The sequence below is a fragment of the Pseudomonas paeninsulae genome (assembly GCF_035621475.1).
GTDB classification, from domain to species: Bacteria; Pseudomonadota; Gammaproteobacteria; order Pseudomonadales; family Pseudomonadaceae; genus Aquipseudomonas; species Aquipseudomonas paeninsulae.
On sequence record NZ_CP141799.1, the window covers coordinates 3,681,079 to 3,700,874 of the forward strand.

Here is a 19,796-nt window from a genome sequence, read left to right on the forward strand (position 1 = left end):
TAGGCGCCCTGCGCCACCATCGGCTTATCCCAGCTGATCGACCATGACCGCGTTGGTGTATACCAAATCGCCGCCACTCGCCCGATGCCCGACCAGATGGAATTGGCCGCGTTTATCCGCATCCAGATACACGCGCCACTGGATATCGGACAAGGGGCCGCACTCCGCCGGCGTACTCAACTCCATCGTGGTCACATCGGCATCGACCATGGCTTCTGCCTCGTGAGTCTTCTGCAAGCGCTCTTCGGCCTGTTCCAGGCGCAAATGCTCGGGTTCGCTGACATGAAACTGGAATTGGCCCATCGGCGTGGATTTTGTGGCGCCGCTGGCTTTGCACCAGCCTTCAATGGTTAAGGTATTCATGGCAAGACCTCCTGAAGTGGATGCATGGGAATCGTCATGCTCTCTCGTCCAATTTTAGACAATCGGTGAGGGAGCTTTGATCCGTTGCCCCATGCCGCGAATCAGGACGCGTTGCCAGCAGGCTAGGTCGAAGGCTGCAGAGCAATGATCGAGACGGCGAGACGGCGGCCGTATCTGCCACTAGTCACTAACCGTTGCCTGGCGTTTGAATACCGCAGTGATTGCGGTAGGCTCTGCACCTTATTTAAAAAGGAGTAATCCCCCATGGCTAAAGCCACTGCTCGTCACATCCTGGTTGCATCCGAAGCCAAGTGCCTCGAACTGAAAGCCGCTATCGAAGGCGGTGCCGACTTCGCCCAGGTCGCCAAAGACAACTCCACCTGCCCGTCCAGCCGCAGCGGCGGCGACCTCGGTTCGTTCGGCCCAGGCCAGATGGTCAAGGAATTCGACGCCGTGGTGTTCAGCGCCCCGATCAATGCCGTGCAAGGCCCGGTGAAAACCCAGTTCGGTTACCACCTGCTCGAAGTCACCAGCCGCCAGGACTGACTTTTTCGATCGTACCTGTGCCTTGCACAGGTACGATCACCCTCCCCCTAGCCACTGGCCTCAGCCTTCCCAATCACATCGTCCGCCCAACTCAACGCCGCAATGACTGTCGGGAAACCGATGGTACTGGTGAGCGAGAGCAAGGCGTGATGGATCTGTTCTGCCGTTGTACCGGCTTCCAGCGCCCGCCGGACATGGCTATGCACCGCGCCCTCGGAGCGGATGGCCGCCGCGGCGCCAAGCTGCACCAGTTGAATGACCTGTTCCTCCAGCGGGCCGGCATGCCGCACGGCCTTGCCCAGCGCCTCTACCGCATCGAAATATTCCGGGTGCTGCTTGCGCAAGCGTTGATAGGTCTCGAGTTCTCTTTTCTTTTGCATACTGGTCTCCTCATGCCGGAAGTACGCCGGAGCTTGCCCTTCGGTTCAGGCAGAGCGGCTTTAGTCAGGGTAGTCCCCTGGCGCGAAAGATCATGGATTACGGCCAGACGGCCTCCCGCCACACTGCACGTCGTGGCCCAAGCTGCCGAGCGGAGTATGCGCGGCCATGTCGACCCGCCAGCGCTATTCCAGCACACGCAGTAACCCAGGACAGGCGGGACTGACTGCGCCTGAACGCAGGCTAGAGCATGGCGCAGAGCGCGGACACCGACGAAGAAAGGCCCGCAGGACGCGGGCCAGGGAGCCATGGTGTAAAAAATGCACCTCTATGTCTTCAGTTGAGCAAGACCCCGCCACGCGGCTTGTACTCAATTGCGGCGATAATCGCGCTGATCGCGCTGATCGCGATAATCACGGCGATCGCGATGGTTACGCTGGTCGCGATGGCCACGATCATTGCGATAGTCACCATGAACCTCGCGGACCGGCACGGCCACGTAGCGAACCTGTCGTGGTGCGTAGCCATTGCGATGATGCCGGTTGTGGCGTGGTGCGTAATGCACTACCCGTTGCGGCTGGCGGTAATCATGGCGTTGTCTATCGTCATGCGAATTATTGAACGCAGAAACCAGCAACGCGCCGACTGCAACGCCGGCGATTACGGGAACGACTTGGCTTCGCTCGAAAGCGGAAGCACTGCCTGCCGCCACAAGACAACCGGCCAATAGTACTACCTTGCAAATTCGACTAAGCATAAGTACCTCCTGGTATCCAAGGGGACGTATTCCCCTACGTCCATCAAACAACGGTTACGCGTCAGCTGAGGTCAGCCGTGAGTAAGCCGCGGGTAAAGATTCACAAGGCTACCCGCGATCCAGGGCGATGCGCAGCGGCGCCGACTGGACGCCCACGCTGAAGCGTGGAGCCATCGGTTGCATGGATTGCCAGGGCTGGGCTAAACACTTGCAAGCGGCCAGGGAGTCTGAGGACGCGCACCGACCGCGCCCTCGATCAACGGAATAGGGCCGCGCTTGATAGACAGGTATACTCGCGCCCCACTTTTCCCTCGGCAGCCGCGGACCTTCCATGACCAGCACTCACTCGCCTGACCCAACGCTCGCCGCTCAGCCTGCCGACGTTGAACCCGCTACAGCCGCAGCCAGCGAGCCGACCGCGGCAAAGAAACCCGGCCTGCCAGGCTTTGCCTCGCTGTTTTCCGCCGCAGCAGACGCCTCAGCTAAAAACGACGGCCAGGCCTGGCACCTGAAAGGCAATAAATCCGCTCACGAAAAGAAGATCGGCCCGGCACCGAATGGCACCCGCCGCTCCATGGGCAAGCGCTAACAGCACTAACGCCGCGCCCGGCGCGTGTAGCACGCACCCTCAACCCAGGCGTAGACGCCCGTACAGCCAGCCACCACAGACGTTGATCAGCAGCCCGAGCATGACCAGTAGCGCGCCAAGCACTTGCAGCGGCCCGAGGCGTTCATCGAGCAGCAGCGCCGAAGACGTTAGCCCCACCACCGGCACCAGCAGCGAGAACGGCGCCACCTGGCTGGCCGGGTAGCGCGACAGCAGGCGGCTCCACAGGCCATAGCCGAGAATGGTCGCGCCGAACGCCAGGTAGATCAGCACCAGGATCGAATCCAGGTTGATCCCACGCAGGGCGGCCTCGATCACCTCGGGCCCTTCAAGAAACCAGGACAGCGCCAGGAATGGTAGCGGCGGCACCAGGCTGCCCCACACCACCAGACCCACCAGGTTCACCTTGCCCAGCTTGCGCGTGACGATATTGCCCAGCGCCCACATAGACGCCGCTCCGATGGTCAGGAAAAACCCGGCCATGGTCATCAGCCGGTCGCCCTGCAGGCCGATCAACAGCAAACCAGCCGCCGCCACCAACAACCCGAACAGATTTGCCATGCGCAGACGCTCGCCGAGAAACAGCGCGGCGAACAACAGGGTGAAGAACGCCTGGGATTGCAACACCAGCGAAGCCAGGCCCGCCGGCATGCCCACCGACATGGCATAGAACAGGAAGGCGAACTGGCCCAGCGAGATGGTCAGCCCGTAAAGCAGCAGCCAGCGCAACGGGATCTGCGGGCGCTTGATGAACAGAATCGCCGGAAAGGCTGCGAGCATGAAACGCAACGCACCCAGCAGCATCGGCGGCATGTCATGCAGGCCGATCTTGATCACCACGAAGTTCAGACCCCAGACGATGATCACGACCAGCGCCAACAGCAAATCCTTGGGCGACACAGCGCTTCCTCATCTTCACGGGTGAGCGGCCATTAGAGCAGCGCCGGCATATCGCCTATATACACAGTCGCTAAACAAAACAGCCACACAGTCCGTCGCGCGCCGCTGCGCTGTGGCCTTACTTATGAGCCGGTCTGATTTTCCCCTGCTTGCCCTCCCGCCAGTGTTCCTCAGCGGACTCTGCAAAGGCGGCTTCGGCGGCGCGCTCGGCGTGTGGAGCGGCCGGTGGCTGTAATCGCGGGTCAGTCACCGCTGGTTCTACCGTATCGCCCGCCTGGGCATGTTGCTGGCGGGCGTCCAGCTGATCTGGCGCAACCTCTAATCGCGCGACTCAGGACGAGAGAGGCGCGACTGGCGGATGCTTGACGACGCTGTTATCCAAGCGCCACACCCAACTGGAGACTCCCCATGAGCCGAGCGACGTTTCACCGACAACGCGCCGAACAGGCGGCCGCCGAGGCCAGACGCCTGCTGGCCGAACAGGAAACCTTGGGCGCGCGCTGGCTGCCCTGGGTGGCGAGCGAACTCTACCGCCTGAGCCCGGCCGAATATGCCGCCATGGTGCGCCGTGAACTGGAGCGCCTCACGGCGCAGTAACGCCGTCATGGCTCCTGCAGCCCCAGCTCCTGGCGTAATTGGCGGGCGGTGAGCATTTTTGCCGAGAGGCCGCTGCCGTAGTCGAATTGTTTGGCGCTGCTCAGCGGCCCGACGATCACCGGGTCGAAACCGGCGTCGGTAACCAGCCTGGCCGCCACCTGCAACGCGGCGCTGTTGTCGCCGGCCAGCGGAATCGCCAGTTTCTCCCCGCGGCGATGGGCCTGGCTGCGCAGAGTGAAGGCGGTGATGGCATTGAACGCACGCACCAAGCGCACGCCCGGCAGATAACTCTGGGATGCGAGTCCGGCGCCGAGACTGCGCGCCTCTTGCGCCATTGCACCGTCGCGCGCGGGGATCGGGTTGCCGGCATCGAGCAGCACTTTGCCAGCCAGCTCCGCCGCATAGTCACGGCCGATCTGCGGCGTGGCCGCGTAAGGCACGGCGAGCAGCACCACCTCGCCGAAAGCCGCAGCCTCACGCGGCGTACCGACCCGCGCCCTGGGGCCAAGCTCATCGGCCAACGACTGCAAACGCTCGGGGTGCCGCGAAGAGATCAGCACCTCATGCCCGGCCTCCACCCACAGCCGCGCCAGCGCGCTGCCGATATTGCCGGTACCAATGATGCCGATCCTCGAGACGCCCGCTGCATCCTCGGCGTGCGGCAGATTACCCGCCAGCACCAGGCTGATGCCCAACAGACAGCTGGCAAGCCACTGGAGAGGTAACTTCATCGCGTCCTCCTCGTGCATGACGCAACGGCCGCCATCGGCCTAAGCCACACAACCTGAGGAAAGGATAGAAAAGCAATCGGGATCTTCCGCCGCCGCATGTCGCGACTTGGCGCTTGGCGTGGTGGAGCTGACGAGTGGTTGCCACTCGGCCTTGCCCTTGAACGGGCAAGGCCACCGCCAGCAGGCAATCACCCTCATGTGCTGGCCGGTTACTTCACCAGCAGCACCGGCATCGACACTTCATGAACCACCCGCGTGGCCACTGAGCCCAGCAGCATGCCGGTGAAACTGCCCAGGCCGCGCGTGCCCATCACCACGGTGTCACAGCCCAGTTGATCGGCGAACTCGCTCACCTGTGCCGCCACATTGCCGAGCGCCGTGTGCGCCTTGTAACTGATACCAGCGGCCTTTAGCTGATCGGCCGGCCACACGAGGGTCTCGGACGCGGTGGCCTGCAGTGACTGCTGCATTTGCTCGATGATCGCGCCAGTCACGTACTCGCCATACAACACCGGTTCGTGTTGCACATTGAGCAGATGCACCTTCAGCGTCGCAGCATGATCACGGGCGAAGTCGATGACGTACTGCAGAGCACGCTTGGAGCTGTCCGAGCCATCGAATGCAACCAATACCTTGCGCATAGCCTGTCTCCTCTGCTGATTCACGACAAGCATAGACCAGGGTATCGAGCAGTCAGTTGCGCCAGGACAATGTTGGCAGCAATGCACATTCGGCCCGAGCGGCCAGCGCCTGGACGATTTGCACCGATCAAACGGCGGCCAGCAGCCACCCGCTAGCGCTGCCGAAGGGGTCATGGTCAATCAAAGGGTGCCAGGCGCAGGCGGAGCGATTAAAATCCGTGGTCTAACTCCGTAGCCCTGGTTTTCTGCTGGCCGCCGCTCATCTGGACGTGGCATCACCGGTAAAACCTCACGGCCGGCTACTTACTCACCCGCACAGACCAAGAGAATCCGCATGGGCGCACAATGGAAAGCCAAACCTAGAGAAGCCGCCGCCAACGCCAGAGGCAAGATTTTCGGCCGCTTGGTGAAAGAAATCATGATCGCCGCGCGTAACGGCGCCGACCCGGACATGAACCCCAAGCTGCGCCTGGCCGTGCATCAGGCGAAAAAAGCCTCGATGCCCAAGGACACCCTGGACCGGGCGATCAAGAAAGGCGCAGGGCTGAGCGGTGAAACCGTCAACTTCGAACGCACCACTTATGAAGGCTTCGCGCCGCATCAGGTGCCGGTGATCGTCGAATGCCTGACCGATAACATCAACCGCACCGTGGCCGAGATCCGCGTCTTGTTCCGCAAAGGTCAGATGGGTGCTTCCGGCTCGGTGACCTGGGACTTCGACCACGTTGGCCTGATCGAAGCCTCCAGCGACAGCGGCGCCGACCCTGAACTGGCCGCCATCGAAGCCGGCGCCCAGGATTTCGAGCCGTCGGATGAGGGCAACACTCTGTTCATCACCGAGCTGACCGATCTCGACGCGGTGTGCCGCGCCCTGCCCGACCAGGGTTTCACGGTCAACTCGGCCAACCTGGGCTATCGCCCGAAGAACCCGGTCAGCGGCCTGACGGACGCCGAAATGGAAGAAGTCGAAGCCTTCCTCGAGGCCATCGATGGCCACGACGATGTGCAGAATGTCTACGTCGGCCTGGCCGGCTAGGCGCGGAAGTTGTGAAAATATCGAGCGCAACGCCGCAGCGGGCGTAAGTAGCCTCTCAATACTTAGAGCCTGTCCGCGTAACACACCGCCGAGCTCGGCTCGCCTCGGCGGTCCAGTTCCTCTTCGAGAAACTCGGCCAGCACCTGAGCGTTGTTCGACTGCTGCGCACGCGCGGCGAACAACAGGGTCAGGGTGCCTTTCTCGGCAATCTCCAGCAGCCCTTGCCAATATTCCGGATGGCCGGCCAGTTCGCGCCGATAGCGCTGACGAAACTCGGCGAACCGCTCTGGCGCGTGGCCAAATTGGCGGCGCAACTCAGTGGACGGCGCCACCTCGCGCAGCCAGGCGTCCAGTTGCAAGGTTGCCTTGCTGCAACCGCGCGGCCATAGCCGGTCGACCAATACCCGCCGGCCGTCCGTTGCGGCCACCTCGTCGTATACCCGTTTGCACTGAATCATCAGCCTCTGCCCTTGTGATCGCCCATATGCCTGAGTACCGTGGCCGCTCTTGCCAGGAGAGCTTCGATGCACGCCAGTCGTATTTTATTGTTTGCCCTGTTGCCGCTATTTGCCAGCTGCCAGGTGTTCAACGAAAAACCCAAGGCCGATTCGGCGCCACACACCCGCCTGCAGGGCGAGCTGAGCCTGGACGCCGGCCAACTGCTGCTGCGCCCCTGCCAGGAGCAGCGGCGTTTTGTCATCGCCAATGACGGCGCGACCGGCATCATGCACGATGCGGCCGAACTGCTGGCCGACGGCCCCAGCCCGCTGTTTGCCGATCTGCGCGGCCAGTTGGCGGCCAGCCAGCGAACCGGCGTCGATGGTCAATTGACGCTCAGCCGGGTGTACCGCCTGCAACACGAAGGCCCGGGCTGCGACGACCCCAACTTCAAGCGTACCACCCTGCACGCCAGCGGCCAGGAGCCAAGCTGGAGCGTGACCGTCAGCAGCCAGGGCTTGGTCCTCAATCGCGCCGGCCAGAAACCGCTGGCCTTGCCTTATCTGGAAGAACAGTTGCCGGAAAGTCGCTTCAACCTGACCAGTGAAGCCAACGGCCAGCGCCTGGAGCTGTGGGCCGCGCCGCAACGTTGCGTCGACAGCATGAGCGGCGCCGTACAGCACCTGTCTGCCGAACTGCGCCTCAATGGTGAAGTGATGCGCGGCTGCGCCTATTTCGGCGGCGCACGCGACGATTGAGTAAATTGATGTTTGTGGTGGGCTGCATGATGGATCCAGGCCAGCGCCGCGTGCCCCTTCCGGCCCAATAGCGCCTATAATCGCCACCTTGTCAAAGCTGCCGGGTTGCCTCCGGCCCTGATCCTGGATTGCCTCATGCTGCGTATCACCGAACTCAAGCTGCCTCTCGATCACCCCGAAGAGGCCCTGCGCCCAGCCATAGTCAAGCGCCTGGAGATCGGCGATGACGACTTGCTCGACTTCAGCCTGTTCAAGCGCAGCTACGACGCACGCAAGAAGTCCAGCGAACTGCAGTTCATCTACACCATCGACTGCAGCGTGCACGACGAAACGGCGCTGTTGGCCAAATTCGCCGACGATCACCACGTAACCCCCGCACCGAACATCACCTACCAGCCGGTCGGCCAGGCGCCGGCAGGCCTCGAGGAGCGTCCGCTGGTGGTCGGTTTCGGCCCCTGCGGGATCTTCGCCGCCTTGATCCTCGCGCAAGCCGGGCTCAGGCCGATCGTGCTCGAGCGTGGCACCGAAGTGCGCCAGCGCACCAAGGACACCTGGGATCTGTGGCGCAAGAACGTGCTCCACCCGGAATCCAACGTGCAGTTCGGTGAAGGCGGCGCCGGTACCTTCTCCGACGGCAAGTTGTACAGCCAGATCAAGGATCCCAAGCACCTGGGGCGCAAGGTCCTGCAGGAATTCGTCAAGGCCGGCGCACCGGAGGAGATCCTCTACGTCAGCAAACCGCACATCGGCACCTTCCGCCTGACCGGGGTGGTCGCCACCATGCGCGAGGAAATCAAGGCCCTGGGCGGCGAAGTACGCTTCCAGCAACGGGTCAGCGATCTGCTGATCGAGGACGACCAGTTGCAGGGCGTGGTGCTCGACAGCGGTGAGCAACTGCGCAGCCGCCATGTGCTCCTGGCCCTCGGCCACAGCTCGCGCGACACCTTCCGCATGCTGCACAGCCGAGGCGTGTACATGGAAGCCAAGCCGTTTTCGGTAGGCTTTCGCATCGAGCACCCACAGTCGCTGATCGACCGTGCGCGCCTGGGCAAGTACGCCGGCCACCCCAAGCTTGGCGCCGCCGACTACAAGCTGGTGCACCACGCCAGCAACGGCCGCTCGGTCTACAGCTTCTGCATGTGTCCGGGCGGCACCGTGGTCGCCGCCACCTCGGAACCCGAGCGTGTGGTGACCAACGGCATGAGTCAGTACTCGCGCAACGAGCGCAACGCCAACGCCGGCATCGTCGTCGGCATCACCCCGGAGCAGGATTATCCGGGCGGCCCACTGGCCGGCATCGAGCTGCAGGAACGCCTGGAATCCCAGGCCTACCTGCTCGGTGGCAGCACCTACGAGGCGCCGGGGCAACTGGTTGGCGACTTCATCGCCGGCCGCCCCTCGACCAAGCTCGGCAGTATCGAGCCGTCCTACAAGCCAGGCGTCAAGTTGGGCGATCTGGCGCTGGCCCTGCCGGACTTCGCCATCGAAGCGATCCGCGAAGCGCTGCCCGCCTTCGACAAGCAGATCAAGGGCTTCGCCATGGCTGACGCGGTACTCACCGGCATCGAGACGCGCACCTCCTCGCCGCTGCGCATCACCCGTAACGCCGACCTGCAGAGCCTCAACGTCAAGGGTTTGTACCCGGCCGGCGAAGGCGCCGGTTATGCCGGCGGCATTCTCTCGGCTGGGGTCGACGGCATCCGCGTGGCCGAGGCACTGGCGCGGGATATGTTGGGTCTCAACGAAGACTGAGAGCTAGGGTGGACAACGCTTAGCGTTTCCACCATTGGCGTACTTGCTCAGGGGGAGGGATGAGGCGCCATCTACCCTACGGCATGCGCAGGCAGCAGATCGTGGTGCGCCCTGCGTATCTGCAATTCACTCATTTATCCTCCCCAGCGTCGGCCTACTAGTGGCCTGTACGGCTCGGATGACTGAGGTTCTGAGACAAGGCGCTGCGACGCAGTATCAGGGCCGCAGACGCCGACATTGACTAGTTGAACTCGCCACGCAGACCGCTAGATTCCAACTGTTGGCAAATCACCCGGCAATGCCACCCCCCGCTCGGCGCACGCCGCCACCGCGTCAATCAGCGGCGCCAGCGCGAAGCCCTGAGCTTGCAGCCAGCTCTCGTCGTAATAGGTGGTGGCATAGCGCTCGCCGCCGTCACAGAGAATCGCCACCAGCGAGCCCGATTCGCCGGCCGCGACCATGCGTTGCGCAACCAGCAGTGCGCCGATCAGGTTGGTGCCGCTGGAGCCTCCGACCCGCCGCCCCAGGCGCCGCGCCAGGTAGTGCATGGCCGCCAGCGACAAGGCGTCCGGCACCTTGCACATGGCGTCGATCACCGTCGGCAGGAAGGACGCCTCGACCCGTGGCCGACCGATGCCTTCGATGCGCGAGCCGCAGTCCAGGGTCAGGCTGGCATCGCCGCTGCGGTAATAGTCGAAGAACACCGAGCGCTCGGCATCGGCGCACAGCACGCGAGTGGCGTGACGGCGGTAGCGCACATAACGGCCGAGGGTGGCCAGGGTGCCGCCGGTGCCGGGGCTGGACACCAGCCAGGTCGGCTCGGGAAAGCGCTCGCTGCGCAGCTGCTGGAAAATCGATTCGGCGATGTTGTTGTTGGCGCGCCAGTCGGTGGCGCGCTCGGCGTAGGTGAACTGATCCATGAAGTGGCCGCCGCTCTCACGCGCCAGCCGTTCGGACTCGGCGTAGATTTGCGTCGGATCGTCGACCAGGTGACTCTGGCCACCATAGAAGGCGATCTGTGCGATCTTCTCCGGCGAGGTGGATGCCGGCATCACCGCGATAAAGGGCAGGCCCAGCAGGCCGGCGAAATAGGCTTCGGAAACGGCCGTGGAGCCGCTGGAGGCTTCGATCACCGGCGCGCCAGGCTTGAGCCAGCCATTGCACAGGGCATAGAAAAACAGCGAACGGGCCAGGCGGTGCTTGAGGCTGCCGGTGGGATGGCTGGACTCGTCCTTGAAGTACAGCTCGATGCCCGGCAGGCCAGGCAGCGCCAGGGGAATCAGATGGGTGTCGGCGCTGCGCTGAAAATCCGCCTCGATGATGCGGATCGCCTCGCGCGCCCAGAGTCTGCAATCGTTCATCAGTGTCTCCTCAATCCAGCACGCCAACCGGTACGGGTGGCGCATTGCGCCATTGGCTCAAGGCCACTCCGCCGAACACCAGCGCAGCGGCGAGCAGTTGCAGGGTATTCAAGCGTTCACCGAGCAGCAGCATGGCAAACACCAGGGTGAACAGCGGAATCAGGTTGGTAAAGCCCGACGCCTGACTGGCCGGCAACTGGCTGACACCATAGTTATACAAACCATAGGCGCCAACCGTGACCACAACGCCCAGGTAGACCACGGCCAGCAAGCCCAGCGGCGAGATGCTCGCCGGTAGGGGCGCGCTGAGCAGCGCCAGCGGCAGGAAGAACACGCTGCCGATAAACGCCTGCATGGCCGTCAGGATAAAGGCCGAATAGCGCGCGGACAGGTGTTTGAGCAGCAGGGTGTAGCCCATGGCGCAGAGCATGGCGAGCAGTTCGTAGAAGTTACCGAGCAGCGGATTCGGCGCATGAGCATCGGCATTGCCGGCCAGGCTCAGCCAGACCGCCCCCACTACCGCCAGGAGAAAGCCGGCCAGGGTGGTGCGGCTAATACGTTCGTGCAAGAAGACGAAGGCGCCCATGGCCACCAGCAACGGCAGCAGCGCGGTGATCATCCCAGCCTGCGAGGCACTGGTGCTCTGCAACGCCAGGGCCTCGAAGATGAAGTACAGGCAGGGTTCGCAAGCGGCCAGGCCGAGCAGGTACTTCCAGTCGCCGCGGCGGTAGCGAAGACGTCCGCGCCAGCGCCAGGCGAGCAGGAACACCAGGCTGCCGAGGGCCATGCGGGCGAAGATCACCCACATCGGCGGCAACTCGGCGAAGGCCCATTTCAGGGCGATGAAGGAACTACCCCACAGCGCCATGGCCACGACCAGGCAGACCACTGCCAGTGCCCTGCCCTGACCGCTCATATGCCGCTCCACGCAAAAGCTGGAGTGTAGCCAGGCCAGTGCGGCGCGGACAGGTACAGTCGGGCGCAGGAATTGTGTGCTTGGCAATGGTTGCGTGGGTAATAGGACATGGTTCGCAGGCTGGGTCGGGCCGCACAGATGCAAGGCGTCGCGTAACCCAACAGGCCGGCGGCAGGCACACCGCTATGATGGGTTACCGCGGCGCGCCAATTCCGAGGTCAATGTACCGGCCCTGCTCTGCGTCGCGCCCCTACTGCTCCCAGGGCCTGCCGCGGGTCTTGGTGCTCAGGCGTAGTTTCTGCTGCAAGGCGGCCTTGGCCAGCATATGGGCGCTGACCGGCGCGGTGATAAACAGAAACAGGGTGATCAGCAACTCGTGCAGGCTGATGCCATCGCCACGGCTGCCGAAGTAGATCATGGAGGCGATGACCATACAGCCTACGCCCAGGGTGGTCGACTTGGTCGGCCCATGCAGGCGCATGAAGAAGTCCGGCAGGCGGTACAGGCCAATGGCGCCGACCAGGGCAAACAGGCTGCCGAGCAGCAAAAACAGGGCGACCAACGCTTCGATCCAGCTATGCATGACAATTCCTTACTCGATGATGTCGCCGCGCAGCAGGTATTTAGCCACCGCCACCGTGCCGATAAAGCCCATCACGGCGATCAGCAGCGCCGCTTCGAAATACAGATCCGAGCCCAGCCAGATACCAAACAGCACCAGCAAGGCGATGGCGTTGATGTACAGGGTGTCCAGGGCCAGGATCCGGTCCGGCATATCGGGTCCCTTGATCAGGCGTGCCAGGGTCAGTATCAGGGCCAGACCCATGATCGCCAGGCACAGCGGAATCACGTAGGCGAGCATGCGAATACCTCCAGCAGCGGTGCTTCGTAGCGACGCTTGATCTGCTCGACCAGAGCGGCCTCGTCGTCCACATCCAGACCATGCACCAACAGGATTTTGCGGTCGTCGCTCAAGTCGGCGGATACCGTCCCTGGGGTCAGGGAAATGATGCTGGCGAGCATGGTCAGGGCCAGTTCGTCCTCCAGCAGCATGGGGATCTCGACAAAGGCCGGGCGCAACCGGGAGCTGGGGCCAAGAATCAGCTTGGCCACCTGCAGGTTGGCGATGACGATATCACCCAGTACCTGCAGGAAGAAAAAGCACAGCTTCAGCGGTTTGCGAATGCGTGGCGGGTTGATCCAGAACACCTGGGTCACCAGCGGAATCAGCCAACCGAGCAGTGCGCCAAGCAACCAGTGGCCCACGCTCATGTCATTGGCCAGCAGCAGCCAGACCAGCAGCAAGCTCAGGCTCAGCAGCGGATGAGGCAACCAGCGACGGGCTTTCATGACGCACCTCCCGACAGGACGATCTGGCGATACAACTGCAGGTCCAGCAACTGGTTGGCCGTGGCGTCGACATAGGCCAGCAGAGGCGCGGCCAGACCGACCAGCAGCGGACTGAGCAGCAGCAGCCCGATGCAGGCCAGCAAACGCCCGGTGTCCAGTTCGGCGCTGTCCAACTGGCTCTGACCGACCCGCCAGAACAAGGTGCTGCCGGCGCGACTGAGTGCGACCAAGGTGGCCAGGCCGCCGACCAGCACCACCGGCCAGAGGAACAGCGCCTGCAGGCCCGGCTCGACCGCACGTAGCAACAGCAGCTTGCCGATGAATCCGGACAGCGGCGGCAAGCCGGCCACACTGATCGCTCCGACGAAGAATAGGGTCCCCAGCAGATGCGGATTTTGCAATTCCGGCCCCTGGATCAGCTGGGTGGTTTTTACCCCACGCTGGCGCGCGATCAGGTCGGCCAGGAGGAACAGGCCACCGGCAATCCAGGTGCTGTGCAGCAGGTAGAACAAGGCAGCAGCCAGGGCTTGTGGCGTGCCCAGGGAAATCCCCGCCAGCACGGTGCCGACCGAGACCACCACCAGGTAGGCGAGCAAGCCATGCAGGCTGCTCGCCGCCAACGCGCCGATGACGCCCAGGCCGATGGTCAGCAGCGCCAACGGCCAGAGCCATTCCTGGGCCATATTGGCCAGCATGCCGGCATCGTCGCCGAAGATCAGCGTGTACACGCGCAGGATCGAGTACAGGCCGACCTTGGTCATGATCGCGAACAGTGCCGCCACCGGCGCCGTGGCCGAGGCATACGCCCTGGGCAGCCAGAAATACAGCGGCAGGAACGCCGCCTTCAAGCCGAACACCACCAGCAGCAGCAAGCCGGCGGCCCCCAGCAGTGGCGCCTGATCGGCATTGGCTGCGGCGACCCGCACGGCCATGTCGGCCATGTTCAGGGTGCCGGTGAGGCCATAGAGCACACCGACCGCCAGCAGGAACAAGGCCGAACCGACTAAATTGAGAATCACGTAATGCAAGCCGGCGCGCACCCGATCCGGGCCACCGCCATGCAGCAACAGCGAATAGGAGGCAATCAGCAGAATCTCGAAGAACACGAACAGGTTGAACAGATCGCCGGTGAGGAAGGCGCCATTGATGCCCATCAACTGGAACTGGAACAGCGCATGGAAGTTACGTCCGCGCTCGTCATCGCCGCGTGTCGCATAGAGCAGGGCGAAAAAGGCCAGCACCGCGGTGGCCACCAGCAGCAGCGCACTCAGCCGATCGAGCAGCAGGATGATGCCGAACGGCGCTTGCCAATTGCCCAGGGCATAGACCTGCAGCACGCCCTGGTCGGCCTGCCACATCAGCCAGAAGCTCAGCGGCACCAGCACGGCGGCGGAGGTCAACGACAGGGTGCGTTTGACCGGCATGCTCAGCCGAGCACCGAACAGCAGCAGGCAGCCGATGAACATCGGCAGCAATACCGGCAGGATCAACCCGTGATTCATCGGGTGGACTCCCGGCCATCGACGTGGTCGGTTTTCATTTCGCCGACGCTGCGCAGCGCCAGCACCACCACGAAGGCGGTCATGGCAAAGCCAATCACGATGGCGGTCAGCACCAGGGCCTGCGGCAGCGGATCGGCATACTCGGCGTTAGCGCCAATCACGGTGGTCACCCCGGTCTGCAGTCGGCCCATGGCGAACAGGAACAGGTTGACCGCGTAGGAGATTAGCGTCAGGCCCATCACCACGGGAAAGGTGCGCGCCCGCAGCAGCAAGTAAACACCGCTGGCGGTGAGGATGCCGAGGGCCCCGGCAAACAAAGCTTCCATCTCAAAGTACCTCTTGTCCGGCCTTTTCCTGGGTCAGCTTGCCCAGGTTGGCGAGAATCAGCAGGGTCGCACCGACTACGGTCAGGTACACGCCCAAGTCAAACAGCATGGCACTGGCCAGTTCGATTTCGCCGATCAGCGGGATCTCGAAATGACCGAATGCCGAAGTCAGGAACGGCCGGTCGAATAGCCAACTGCCGAGCCCGGTCAACCCGGCGATCAGCACCCCGGCCCCGGCCATGCGGTGATAGTTGAGCGGCAGCCGCGACTGGGTCCACTGCACGCCGCTGGCGACGTATTGCAGGATCAGCGCCACGGCGGTGATCAGACCGGCGATGAAACCGCCGCCCGGCAGGTTGTGCCCGCGCAGGAAGATGAACACCGAAATCAACAGGGCCATCGGCAACAACACCCGCGACAGAGTGACCAGGATCAACGGATGCCGATCACGCGCCCAACTGCGGCCATGCGCATCGGCGCGCGGCTGAAACAGGCGCAGGCCATCGAGCATGGCGTAGATGCCGACGCCGGCAATCGCCAGCACGCTGATTTCCCCCAGGGTATCGAAGCCGCGGAAGTCCACCAGGATCACGTTGACCACGTTGCTGCCACCGCCGCCGGACAGGCTGTTCTCCAGGAAGAAACTGGAAATGCTGTCATAGGGCCGGGTCAGTACGGCAAACACCAGAATCGCGACCATCAGCCCGAAGCCCACCGCCAGGATGAAATCGCGCAGACCACGGATGCTGCTCGACTCGCTGCGCGTCTGCGCCGGCAGGAAGAACAGCGCCAGCATCAGCAGGACGATAGTCACCACCTCCACCGAGAGCTGGGTCAGGGCCAGATCCGGCGCCGAGTAGCGGGCAAAGGCCAGCGCCACCATCAGGCCGACCACACTGAGCATCAGCAGAGACACCAGGCGCTGGCGATGAAACACCACCGTTGTCAGTGCGGCCAGGGCCAGGATGGCCAAACCCAACGCGGTGATGCCATCGATTGGGGTCATTGCCAGCGGGCCGGTAACTTGCGGCAAGGAGCTGAGCGCGAAAGTCACCACCAGCAACGCCACCCCCAGCAGCAACCCCAGGTAATGCTGCAACGATCCGTTTTCCAGACGTTTAGTAATCGCTACGCAAACCCGCACCAGCAGCAGCATGCCCTGCTCGAACAACAAGCGGGCATCCATGCTCGGCAAGCCGGAATACCAGCGGAACAACGGTTGGCGACATAAGTACACGAGAATCCCGCCAAACAGGGCGATAAAGCTCATCAGCAGCGGCAGGTTGAAGCCATGCCAGATCGCCAGGCTGTATTCGGGCAGGTTCCCGCCCAGGGTCGACGACGCTGCCGCGGCGAGCAGCGGCGCGACCGTGTAAGCCGGCACTATGCCAACCAGCAGACAGAGGAATACCAGGACTTCCACCGGCAGCTTCATATAGCGCGGCGGCTCATGAGGGGGGTACTTCGGCAGATTGATCGGTTCGCCGTTGAAGAACACGTCATGGATAAAGCGCAGCGAATAGGCCACCGAGAATACCCCGGCCAGGGTCGCCGTCGCCGGAATCACCCAGTTGAAGCTACCGAGCAGGTGCTGGTTGAGGGTCTCGCTGAAGAACATCTCCTTGCTCAGGAAGCCGTTGAGCAAGGGCACCCCGGCCATCGCCGAGGCCGCTACCATCGCCAACATGGCGGTATGCGGCATGTATTTCCACATGCCGTTGATTCGGCGCATATCGCGGCTTCCGGTCTCATGGTCGATGATCCCCGCAGCCATGAACAGCGAAGCCTTGAAGGTCGCGTGATTGATGATATGGAACACCGCGGCCACCGTCGCCAAGCGAGTATCCAGACCAAACAGCAGGGTAATCAGGCCCAGGTGGCTGATAGTCGAGTAGGCCAGCAGACCCTTGAGGTCGTGTTGAAACAGGGCCATACAGGCGCCGACCAACAAAGTCACCAGGCCGGTGATGCTGACCAGGTAGAACCACCACTCGGTGCCGGCCAACGCCGGGTACAGCCGCGCGAGCAGAAACACCCCGGCCTTGACCATGGTCGCCGAGTGCAGATAGGCCGAAACCGGCGTCGGCGCGGCCATCGCATGAGGCAGCCAGAAGTGGAAGGGAAATTGCGCGGACTTGGTGAACACCCCGAGCAGCACCAGCACCAGGGCCAAGGGGTACAGCTCATGGGCACGAATCGCATAACCGGCGGCGAGCACCTGCGACAGCTCGAAGCTACCGGCGATATGACCGATCAGCAAAATCCCCGCAAGCAGGGCCAGGCCGCCGCCACCGGTAATCGCCAGAGCCATGCGCGCACCAGTGCGAGCATCCGAACGGCCACTCCAGAAGCCGATCAAGAGGAACGACGAGAGACTGGTCAGCTCCCAGAACATCAGCATCAGCAGCAGGTTTTCCGACAGCACCACACCGAGCATCGAGCCCATGAACAGCAGCAGGAAAGCGTAGAAACGCCCCATCGGCTCCTGCTTCTCCAGGTAGTACCGGGCGTAGAGGATCACCAGCAGACCAATGCCGAGAATCAGCAGGGCGAATAGAAAGCCCAGGCCATCCAGGCGCAGGCTCAGGTTCAGCCCCAGCGACGGCAACCAGCTCAGTTTGACCCTGATCAACTCACCGGCAAACACCGACGATTGTTGCGACAGCAGCAGGATCAAGGCCGCCATTGGCGCCAGCCCCGCCGCCACCGAGCAGGCCGAACGCCCCAGCCGATCAGCCAACAGTGGCAGGATCATCCCCAAAAATGGCAAGGCGACAATTAGCGCAAGCGCCATACACAAAACCCCTTTTTTGCATGCCCGCCAGCCAGATCGTGGCCGACGGCTAGCGTCCAAACTGCTACGCCAGCCCCATGACATGGATTCACCGTCATGGGGCTGGCGTGCTTTGTTGTATTGGCAGGTCTACGCCTGCTGCATGACCTGCAAAGGCCAGGGCCCCGGCCCTCATTTGCTTCAACTGGCGCTCGCCAACTCTGATCAGAGCCAGCTAAGCCTTTGTCGGCACAGGATTATTTCCCGATTATCCATATCTATCGGTGCGACGTCATGATTATAAGTATTACTAAATCGCAACCTGAGCGATTGCCTGACTCTAGCGGGCGCCAGGCGAGCGGGTAGACATCATTGAATTACACACACGAAAAAGCCGGATCAGCTGACGCTGACCCGGCTTGAACACGGGTTACAGGGCGACGCGACTGGTGCCGTTGACGGTCATGATCCGTACACGCTGGCCAACCCGGAAGACCTGATTCTCTTCGACGGCCTGCACATAGGCACGCATGGTGCCGTCGTCTTCACGCACGGTGATTTCCACGCCCTGGGTGCGAGTGAAGCCCTCTTCAGTGGCAGCACCGAGCAAACCACCGGCCACCGCACCGATCACCGCCGCTACGGCACTGCCGCGACCGCCACCGACACCACTACCCGCCACGCCGCCCACCACCGCACCAGCACCGGCACCGATCGGCGTCTTGGTGCCTTCGATTTTCACCGGCCGCAGCGATTCGATAGTTCCCATGCGCACGGTTTGCACCGCGCGGGCTTCATCGCGCGAATAGCTGTCACCCGTGAGGCTGGACGCACAACCACCCAGGATCAGAGCCAATGCCGTAAAAACTGTAACCAACGCGACTGGCTTACGCATGAGAACCACCTCCGTTTTCAATATATAGCTCATTAAACCGGCAAAGCAGGCACCTGTCATCCTGACCATGGAAAAACCCGGCGCGACAACCTGTCCGCTTCAGTCAGTTTAGGCTATCGGTTAGGCTTCGCCGCAGGAGGAAACACCCATGGATTATTTCATCATCATCAGCCTGACCTGCGCCGGACTCTATTTCCACTGGTGGCTGTTCGTGCGCATCAAGCGCTGGGCAGACCGCGACCTAGCCTTGTCGATGGCCGGCAAGGACGCAGCGAAGAAGAACTATATGCTCCAGCGCCTGGCCGAAGCCCAGACAGGCAAGGTCAAACGTCGTGAACTGCACGCCTGGCTGGAACGTGCCGCCGCCGATTACCGCGCGCCCTGAGGGGTAGAGACAAACCAAGACCATGCAGCGAGGGTTTCTTTACCCGCGCAGAAGCAGTGAGGCGCCCGCAGGCGCCCCGTATGCAACAGATCACATCCACCTCTGCGATCAGGGTGCCAGACGCTCGCGAGCCCAGACATCGTTGTGCAAGCGATAGTCGAGACGGTCATGCAGACGACTGCTGCGGCCCTGCCAGAACTCGACTCGCTCGGCCAGCAGGCGGTAACCGCCCCAGTGTGGCGGACGGTGTGGCGCCTGACCGAGAAAGCGTTCCTCGACTTGCGCCAGCAGACTTTCAAGCTCGGCGCGATCCTTGATCAACTGACTCTGCGGTGAAGCCCAAGCGCCCAGGCGACTGCCCAGCGGACGCACCTTGAAATAAGCATCAGACTCGGCCGGGGTGACGCGCTCGACCCGACCTTCGATGCGAACCTGACGCTCCAGGCTCGGCCAGAAAAAAGTCATGGCGGCATACGGTCTGACAGCCAATTGCTCGCCCTTGGCACTGTCGTAGTTGCTGAAAAAGGTGAAGCCGCGCTCGTCCAGGCCTTTGAGCAGCAGCACCCGACAATGCGGACGGCCCTCGGCATCTACAGTGGCCAGAGTCATGGTATTGGGCTCAACCGGCGGTTGCTCGGTTTTCAGCGCATCGGCAAACCATTGTTTGAACAAGCCAAATGGCTCGGAAGGCGCTTGCGCCTCGCTCAAGCCATCACGGGTGTAGTCGCGGCGCATATCGGCCAGGGTCTGGGTCATGACGAAGCCCTCGAAAACGGAGGCTGCC

Annotated in this window: 24 protein-coding genes and 1 pseudogene; 9 read left to right on the forward strand and 16 right to left on the reverse strand. The window is 62.7% G+C overall.

What is annotated here, in order from left to right:
* Positions 1–24: 24 nt before the first annotated feature.
* Complete coding sequence (locus VCJ09_RS16935; protein ID WP_324731284.1) at positions 25–363, reverse strand: hypothetical protein; 339 nt, start codon at positions 361–363, stop codon at positions 25–27.
* A gap of 264 nt (positions 364–627) precedes the next feature.
* On the opposite strand from VCJ09_RS16935, the gene VCJ09_RS16940 reads away from it, so the two are divergent.
* Positions 628–909: a peptidylprolyl isomerase gene (locus VCJ09_RS16940; RefSeq protein WP_324731285.1), complete on the forward strand. Its 282-nt coding sequence runs from the start codon at positions 628–630 to the stop codon at positions 907–909.
* 47 nt (positions 910–956) lie between these two features.
* On the opposite strand, the gene VCJ09_RS16945 is transcribed toward VCJ09_RS16940, so the two are convergent.
* Entirely contained in the window at positions 957–1,289 is a 333-nt protein-coding gene (locus tag VCJ09_RS16945) for a carboxymuconolactone decarboxylase family protein (protein ID WP_324731286.1), read from the reverse strand.
* 338 nt (positions 1,290–1,627) lie between these two features.
* Between VCJ09_RS16945 and VCJ09_RS16950 the strand changes: the two genes are divergently transcribed.
* Both VCJ09_RS16950 and VCJ09_RS16955 read left to right on the forward strand, forming a co-directional pair.
* Entirely contained in the window at positions 1,628–2,017 is a 390-nt protein-coding gene (locus VCJ09_RS16950; RefSeq protein ID WP_324731287.1) for a hypothetical protein, read from the forward strand.
* Between the two features lie 358 nt (positions 2,018–2,375).
* Positions 2,376–2,633 carry a hypothetical protein gene (locus VCJ09_RS16955; RefSeq protein WP_324731288.1) on the forward strand — a complete coding sequence of 86 codons (258 nt, stop codon included), beginning with the start codon at positions 2,376–2,378 and terminating at the stop codon, positions 2,631–2,633.
* Positions 2,634–2,672: 39 nt separating this feature from the next.
* Here the strand turns inward: VCJ09_RS16955 and VCJ09_RS16960 are convergent, their stop codons facing one another.
* Positions 2,673–3,551, reverse strand: coding sequence for an EamA family transporter (locus VCJ09_RS16960; protein WP_324731289.1), 879 nt, complete (start codon positions 3,549–3,551; stop codon positions 2,673–2,675).
* Between the two features lie 205 nt (positions 3,552–3,756).
* Here VCJ09_RS16960 and VCJ09_RS24880 point away from each other — a divergent pair.
* Together VCJ09_RS24880 and VCJ09_RS16965 are read left to right on the forward strand one after the other, a co-directional pair.
* Positions 3,757–3,873: pseudogene (locus VCJ09_RS24880) on the forward strand (sulfite exporter TauE/SafE family protein); the annotation flags it as partial.
* A gap of 86 nt (positions 3,874–3,959) precedes the next feature.
* Entirely contained in the window at positions 3,960–4,148 is a 189-nt protein-coding gene (locus tag VCJ09_RS16965; RefSeq protein ID WP_324731290.1) for a hypothetical protein, read from the forward strand.
* Positions 4,149–4,153: 5 nt separating this feature from the next.
* On the opposite strand, the gene VCJ09_RS16970 is transcribed toward VCJ09_RS16965, so the two are convergent.
* On the reverse strand, positions 4,154–4,879 hold the full coding sequence (locus tag VCJ09_RS16970; RefSeq protein WP_324731291.1) for an NADPH-dependent F420 reductase: 726 nt from the start codon (positions 4,877–4,879) through the stop codon (positions 4,154–4,156).
* Between the two features lie 209 nt (positions 4,880–5,088).
* Positions 5,089–5,520 (reverse strand): universal stress protein, encoded by a 432-nt coding sequence (locus VCJ09_RS16975; protein ID WP_324731292.1) that lies wholly within the window; start codon positions 5,518–5,520, stop codon positions 5,089–5,091.
* A 334-nt stretch (positions 5,521–5,854) separates the two neighbouring features.
* On the opposite strand from VCJ09_RS16975, the gene VCJ09_RS16980 reads away from it, so the two are divergent.
* A complete protein-coding gene (locus VCJ09_RS16980; protein WP_079202702.1) occupies positions 5,855–6,556 on the forward strand; it encodes a YebC/PmpR family DNA-binding transcriptional regulator in 702 nt (233 codons plus the stop codon).
* A 62-nt stretch (positions 6,557–6,618) separates the two neighbouring features.
* On the opposite strand, the gene VCJ09_RS16985 is transcribed toward VCJ09_RS16980, so the two are convergent.
* Entirely contained in the window at positions 6,619–7,014 is a 396-nt protein-coding gene (locus tag VCJ09_RS16985; RefSeq protein ID WP_324731293.1) for a DUF488 domain-containing protein, read from the reverse strand.
* A 66-nt stretch (positions 7,015–7,080) separates the two neighbouring features.
* Here VCJ09_RS16985 and VCJ09_RS16990 point away from each other — a divergent pair, with 66 nt between their 5' ends.
* The gene (locus VCJ09_RS16990; RefSeq protein WP_324731294.1) at positions 7,081–7,752 is read left to right on the forward strand and encodes a COG3650 family protein; all 672 of its coding nucleotides are present in this window, start codon (positions 7,081–7,083) and stop codon (positions 7,750–7,752) included.
* A gap of 135 nt (positions 7,753–7,887) precedes the next feature.
* Complete coding sequence (locus VCJ09_RS16995; RefSeq protein ID WP_324731295.1) at positions 7,888–9,504, forward strand: NAD(P)/FAD-dependent oxidoreductase; 1,617 nt, start codon at positions 7,888–7,890, stop codon at positions 9,502–9,504.
* 266 nt (positions 9,505–9,770) lie between these two features.
* Here VCJ09_RS16995 and VCJ09_RS17000 read toward each other — a convergent pair whose 3' ends face one another.
* The 9 genes from VCJ09_RS17000 to VCJ09_RS17040 all read right to left on the reverse strand — a co-directional run bounded on the left by VCJ09_RS17000 (position 9,771) and on the right by VCJ09_RS17040 (position 18,627).
* Positions 9,771–10,865, reverse strand: coding sequence for a PLP-dependent cysteine synthase family protein (locus VCJ09_RS17000; RefSeq protein ID WP_324731296.1), 1,095 nt, complete (start codon positions 10,863–10,865; stop codon positions 9,771–9,773).
* Positions 10,866–10,875: 10 nt separating this feature from the next.
* Complete coding sequence (locus tag VCJ09_RS17005) at positions 10,876–11,781, reverse strand: DMT family transporter (protein ID WP_324731297.1); 906 nt, start codon at positions 11,779–11,781, stop codon at positions 10,876–10,878.
* Positions 11,782–12,031: 250 nt separating this feature from the next.
* Entirely contained in the window at positions 12,032–12,364 is a 333-nt protein-coding gene (locus VCJ09_RS17010) for a Na+/H+ antiporter subunit G (RefSeq protein ID WP_324731298.1), read from the reverse strand.
* Between the two features lie 9 nt (positions 12,365–12,373).
* Positions 12,374–12,643, reverse strand: a complete 270-nt coding sequence (locus VCJ09_RS17015) for a K+/H+ antiporter subunit F (RefSeq protein WP_079202709.1) — start codon at positions 12,641–12,643, stop codon at positions 12,374–12,376.
* Positions 12,628–13,131, reverse strand: coding sequence for a Na+/H+ antiporter subunit E (locus tag VCJ09_RS17020; RefSeq protein WP_324731299.1), 504 nt, complete (start codon positions 13,129–13,131; stop codon positions 12,628–12,630). Before VCJ09_RS17020 ends, VCJ09_RS17015 begins: the two co-directional genes overlap by 16 nt.
* Entirely contained in the window at positions 13,128–14,633 is a 1,506-nt protein-coding gene (locus VCJ09_RS17025; RefSeq protein WP_324731300.1) for a monovalent cation/H+ antiporter subunit D, read from the reverse strand. The genes VCJ09_RS17020 and VCJ09_RS17025 overlap by 4 nt, the downstream gene beginning before the upstream one ends.
* Positions 14,630–14,959: a Na+/H+ antiporter subunit C gene (locus tag VCJ09_RS17030; protein ID WP_324731301.1), complete on the reverse strand. Its 330-nt coding sequence runs from the start codon at positions 14,957–14,959 to the stop codon at positions 14,630–14,632. The genes VCJ09_RS17025 and VCJ09_RS17030 overlap by 4 nt, the downstream gene beginning before the upstream one ends.
* Position 14,960: 1 nt before the next feature.
* Complete coding sequence (locus tag VCJ09_RS17035) at positions 14,961–17,753, reverse strand: monovalent cation/H+ antiporter subunit A (protein WP_324731302.1); 2,793 nt, start codon at positions 17,751–17,753, stop codon at positions 14,961–14,963.
* A gap of 409 nt (positions 17,754–18,162) precedes the next feature.
* Positions 18,163–18,627 carry an outer membrane lipoprotein gene (locus VCJ09_RS17040; protein WP_079202713.1) on the reverse strand — a complete coding sequence of 155 codons (465 nt, stop codon included), beginning with the start codon at positions 18,625–18,627 and terminating at the stop codon, positions 18,163–18,165.
* Positions 18,628–18,775: 148 nt separating this feature from the next.
* Here VCJ09_RS17040 and VCJ09_RS17045 point away from each other — a divergent pair, with 148 nt between their 5' ends.
* Entirely contained in the window at positions 18,776–19,012 is a 237-nt protein-coding gene (locus VCJ09_RS17045; protein WP_324731303.1) for a hypothetical protein, read from the forward strand.
* A 108-nt stretch (positions 19,013–19,120) separates the two neighbouring features.
* On the opposite strand, the gene pdxH is transcribed toward VCJ09_RS17045, so the two are convergent.
* Positions 19,121–19,768 carry a pyridoxamine 5'-phosphate oxidase gene (gene pdxH, locus VCJ09_RS17050; protein WP_324731304.1) on the reverse strand — a complete coding sequence of 216 codons (648 nt, stop codon included), beginning with the start codon at positions 19,766–19,768 and terminating at the stop codon, positions 19,121–19,123.
* Between the last annotated feature and the right edge of the window lie 28 nt (positions 19,769–19,796).

Coding starts and splice junctions, on each gene's coding strand:
- VCJ09_RS16935 (WP_324731284.1), bottom strand. CDS start 363: ATGAATACCTTAACCATTGAAGGCTGGTGCAAAGCCAGCGGCGCCACA.
- VCJ09_RS16940 (WP_324731285.1), top strand. CDS start 628: ATGGCTAAAGCCACTGCTCGTCACATCCTGGTTGCATCCGAAGCCAAG.
- VCJ09_RS16945 (WP_324731286.1), bottom strand. CDS start 1,289: ATGCAAAAGAAAAGAGAACTCGAGACCTATCAACGCTTGCGCAAGCAG.
- VCJ09_RS16955 (WP_324731288.1), top strand. CDS start 2,376: ATGACCAGCACTCACTCGCCTGACCCAACGCTCGCCGCTCAGCCTGCC.
- VCJ09_RS16965 (WP_324731290.1), top strand. CDS start 3,960: ATGAGCCGAGCGACGTTTCACCGACAACGCGCCGAACAGGCGGCCGCC.
- VCJ09_RS16970 (WP_324731291.1), bottom strand. CDS start 4,879: ATGAAGTTACCTCTCCAGTGGCTTGCCAGCTGTCTGTTGGGCATCAGC.
- VCJ09_RS16975 (WP_324731292.1), bottom strand. CDS start 5,520: ATGCGCAAGGTATTGGTTGCATTCGATGGCTCGGACAGCTCCAAGCGT.
- VCJ09_RS16980 (WP_079202702.1), top strand. CDS start 5,855: ATGGGCGCACAATGGAAAGCCAAACCTAGAGAAGCCGCCGCCAACGCC.
- VCJ09_RS16985 (WP_324731293.1), bottom strand. CDS start 7,014: ATGATTCAGTGCAAACGGGTATACGACGAGGTGGCCGCAACGGACGGC.
- VCJ09_RS16990 (WP_324731294.1), top strand. CDS start 7,081: ATGCACGCCAGTCGTATTTTATTGTTTGCCCTGTTGCCGCTATTTGCC.
- VCJ09_RS16995 (WP_324731295.1), top strand. CDS start 7,888: ATGCTGCGTATCACCGAACTCAAGCTGCCTCTCGATCACCCCGAAGAG.
- VCJ09_RS17000 (WP_324731296.1), bottom strand. CDS start 10,865: ATGAACGATTGCAGACTCTGGGCGCGCGAGGCGATCCGCATCATCGAG.
- VCJ09_RS17005 (WP_324731297.1), bottom strand. CDS start 11,781: ATGAGCGGTCAGGGCAGGGCACTGGCAGTGGTCTGCCTGGTCGTGGCC.
- VCJ09_RS17010 (WP_324731298.1), bottom strand. CDS start 12,364: ATGCATAGCTGGATCGAAGCGTTGGTCGCCCTGTTTTTGCTGCTCGGC.
- VCJ09_RS17015 (WP_079202709.1), bottom strand. CDS start 12,643: ATGCTCGCCTACGTGATTCCGCTGTGCCTGGCGATCATGGGTCTGGCC.
- VCJ09_RS17020 (WP_324731299.1), bottom strand. CDS start 13,131: ATGAAAGCCCGTCGCTGGTTGCCTCATCCGCTGCTGAGCCTGAGCTTG.
- VCJ09_RS17025 (WP_324731300.1), bottom strand. CDS start 14,633: ATGAATCACGGGTTGATCCTGCCGGTATTGCTGCCGATGTTCATCGGC.
- VCJ09_RS17030 (WP_324731301.1), bottom strand. CDS start 14,959: ATGGAAGCTTTGTTTGCCGGGGCCCTCGGCATCCTCACCGCCAGCGGT.
- VCJ09_RS17035 (WP_324731302.1), bottom strand. CDS start 17,753: ATGGCGCTTGCGCTAATTGTCGCCTTGCCATTTTTGGGGATGATCCTG.
- VCJ09_RS17040 (WP_079202713.1), bottom strand. CDS start 18,627: ATGCGTAAGCCAGTCGCGTTGGTTACAGTTTTTACGGCATTGGCTCTG.
- VCJ09_RS17045 (WP_324731303.1), top strand. CDS start 18,776: ATGGATTATTTCATCATCATCAGCCTGACCTGCGCCGGACTCTATTTC.
- pdxH (WP_324731304.1), bottom strand. CDS start 19,768: ATGACCCAGACCCTGGCCGATATGCGCCGCGACTACACCCGTGATGGC.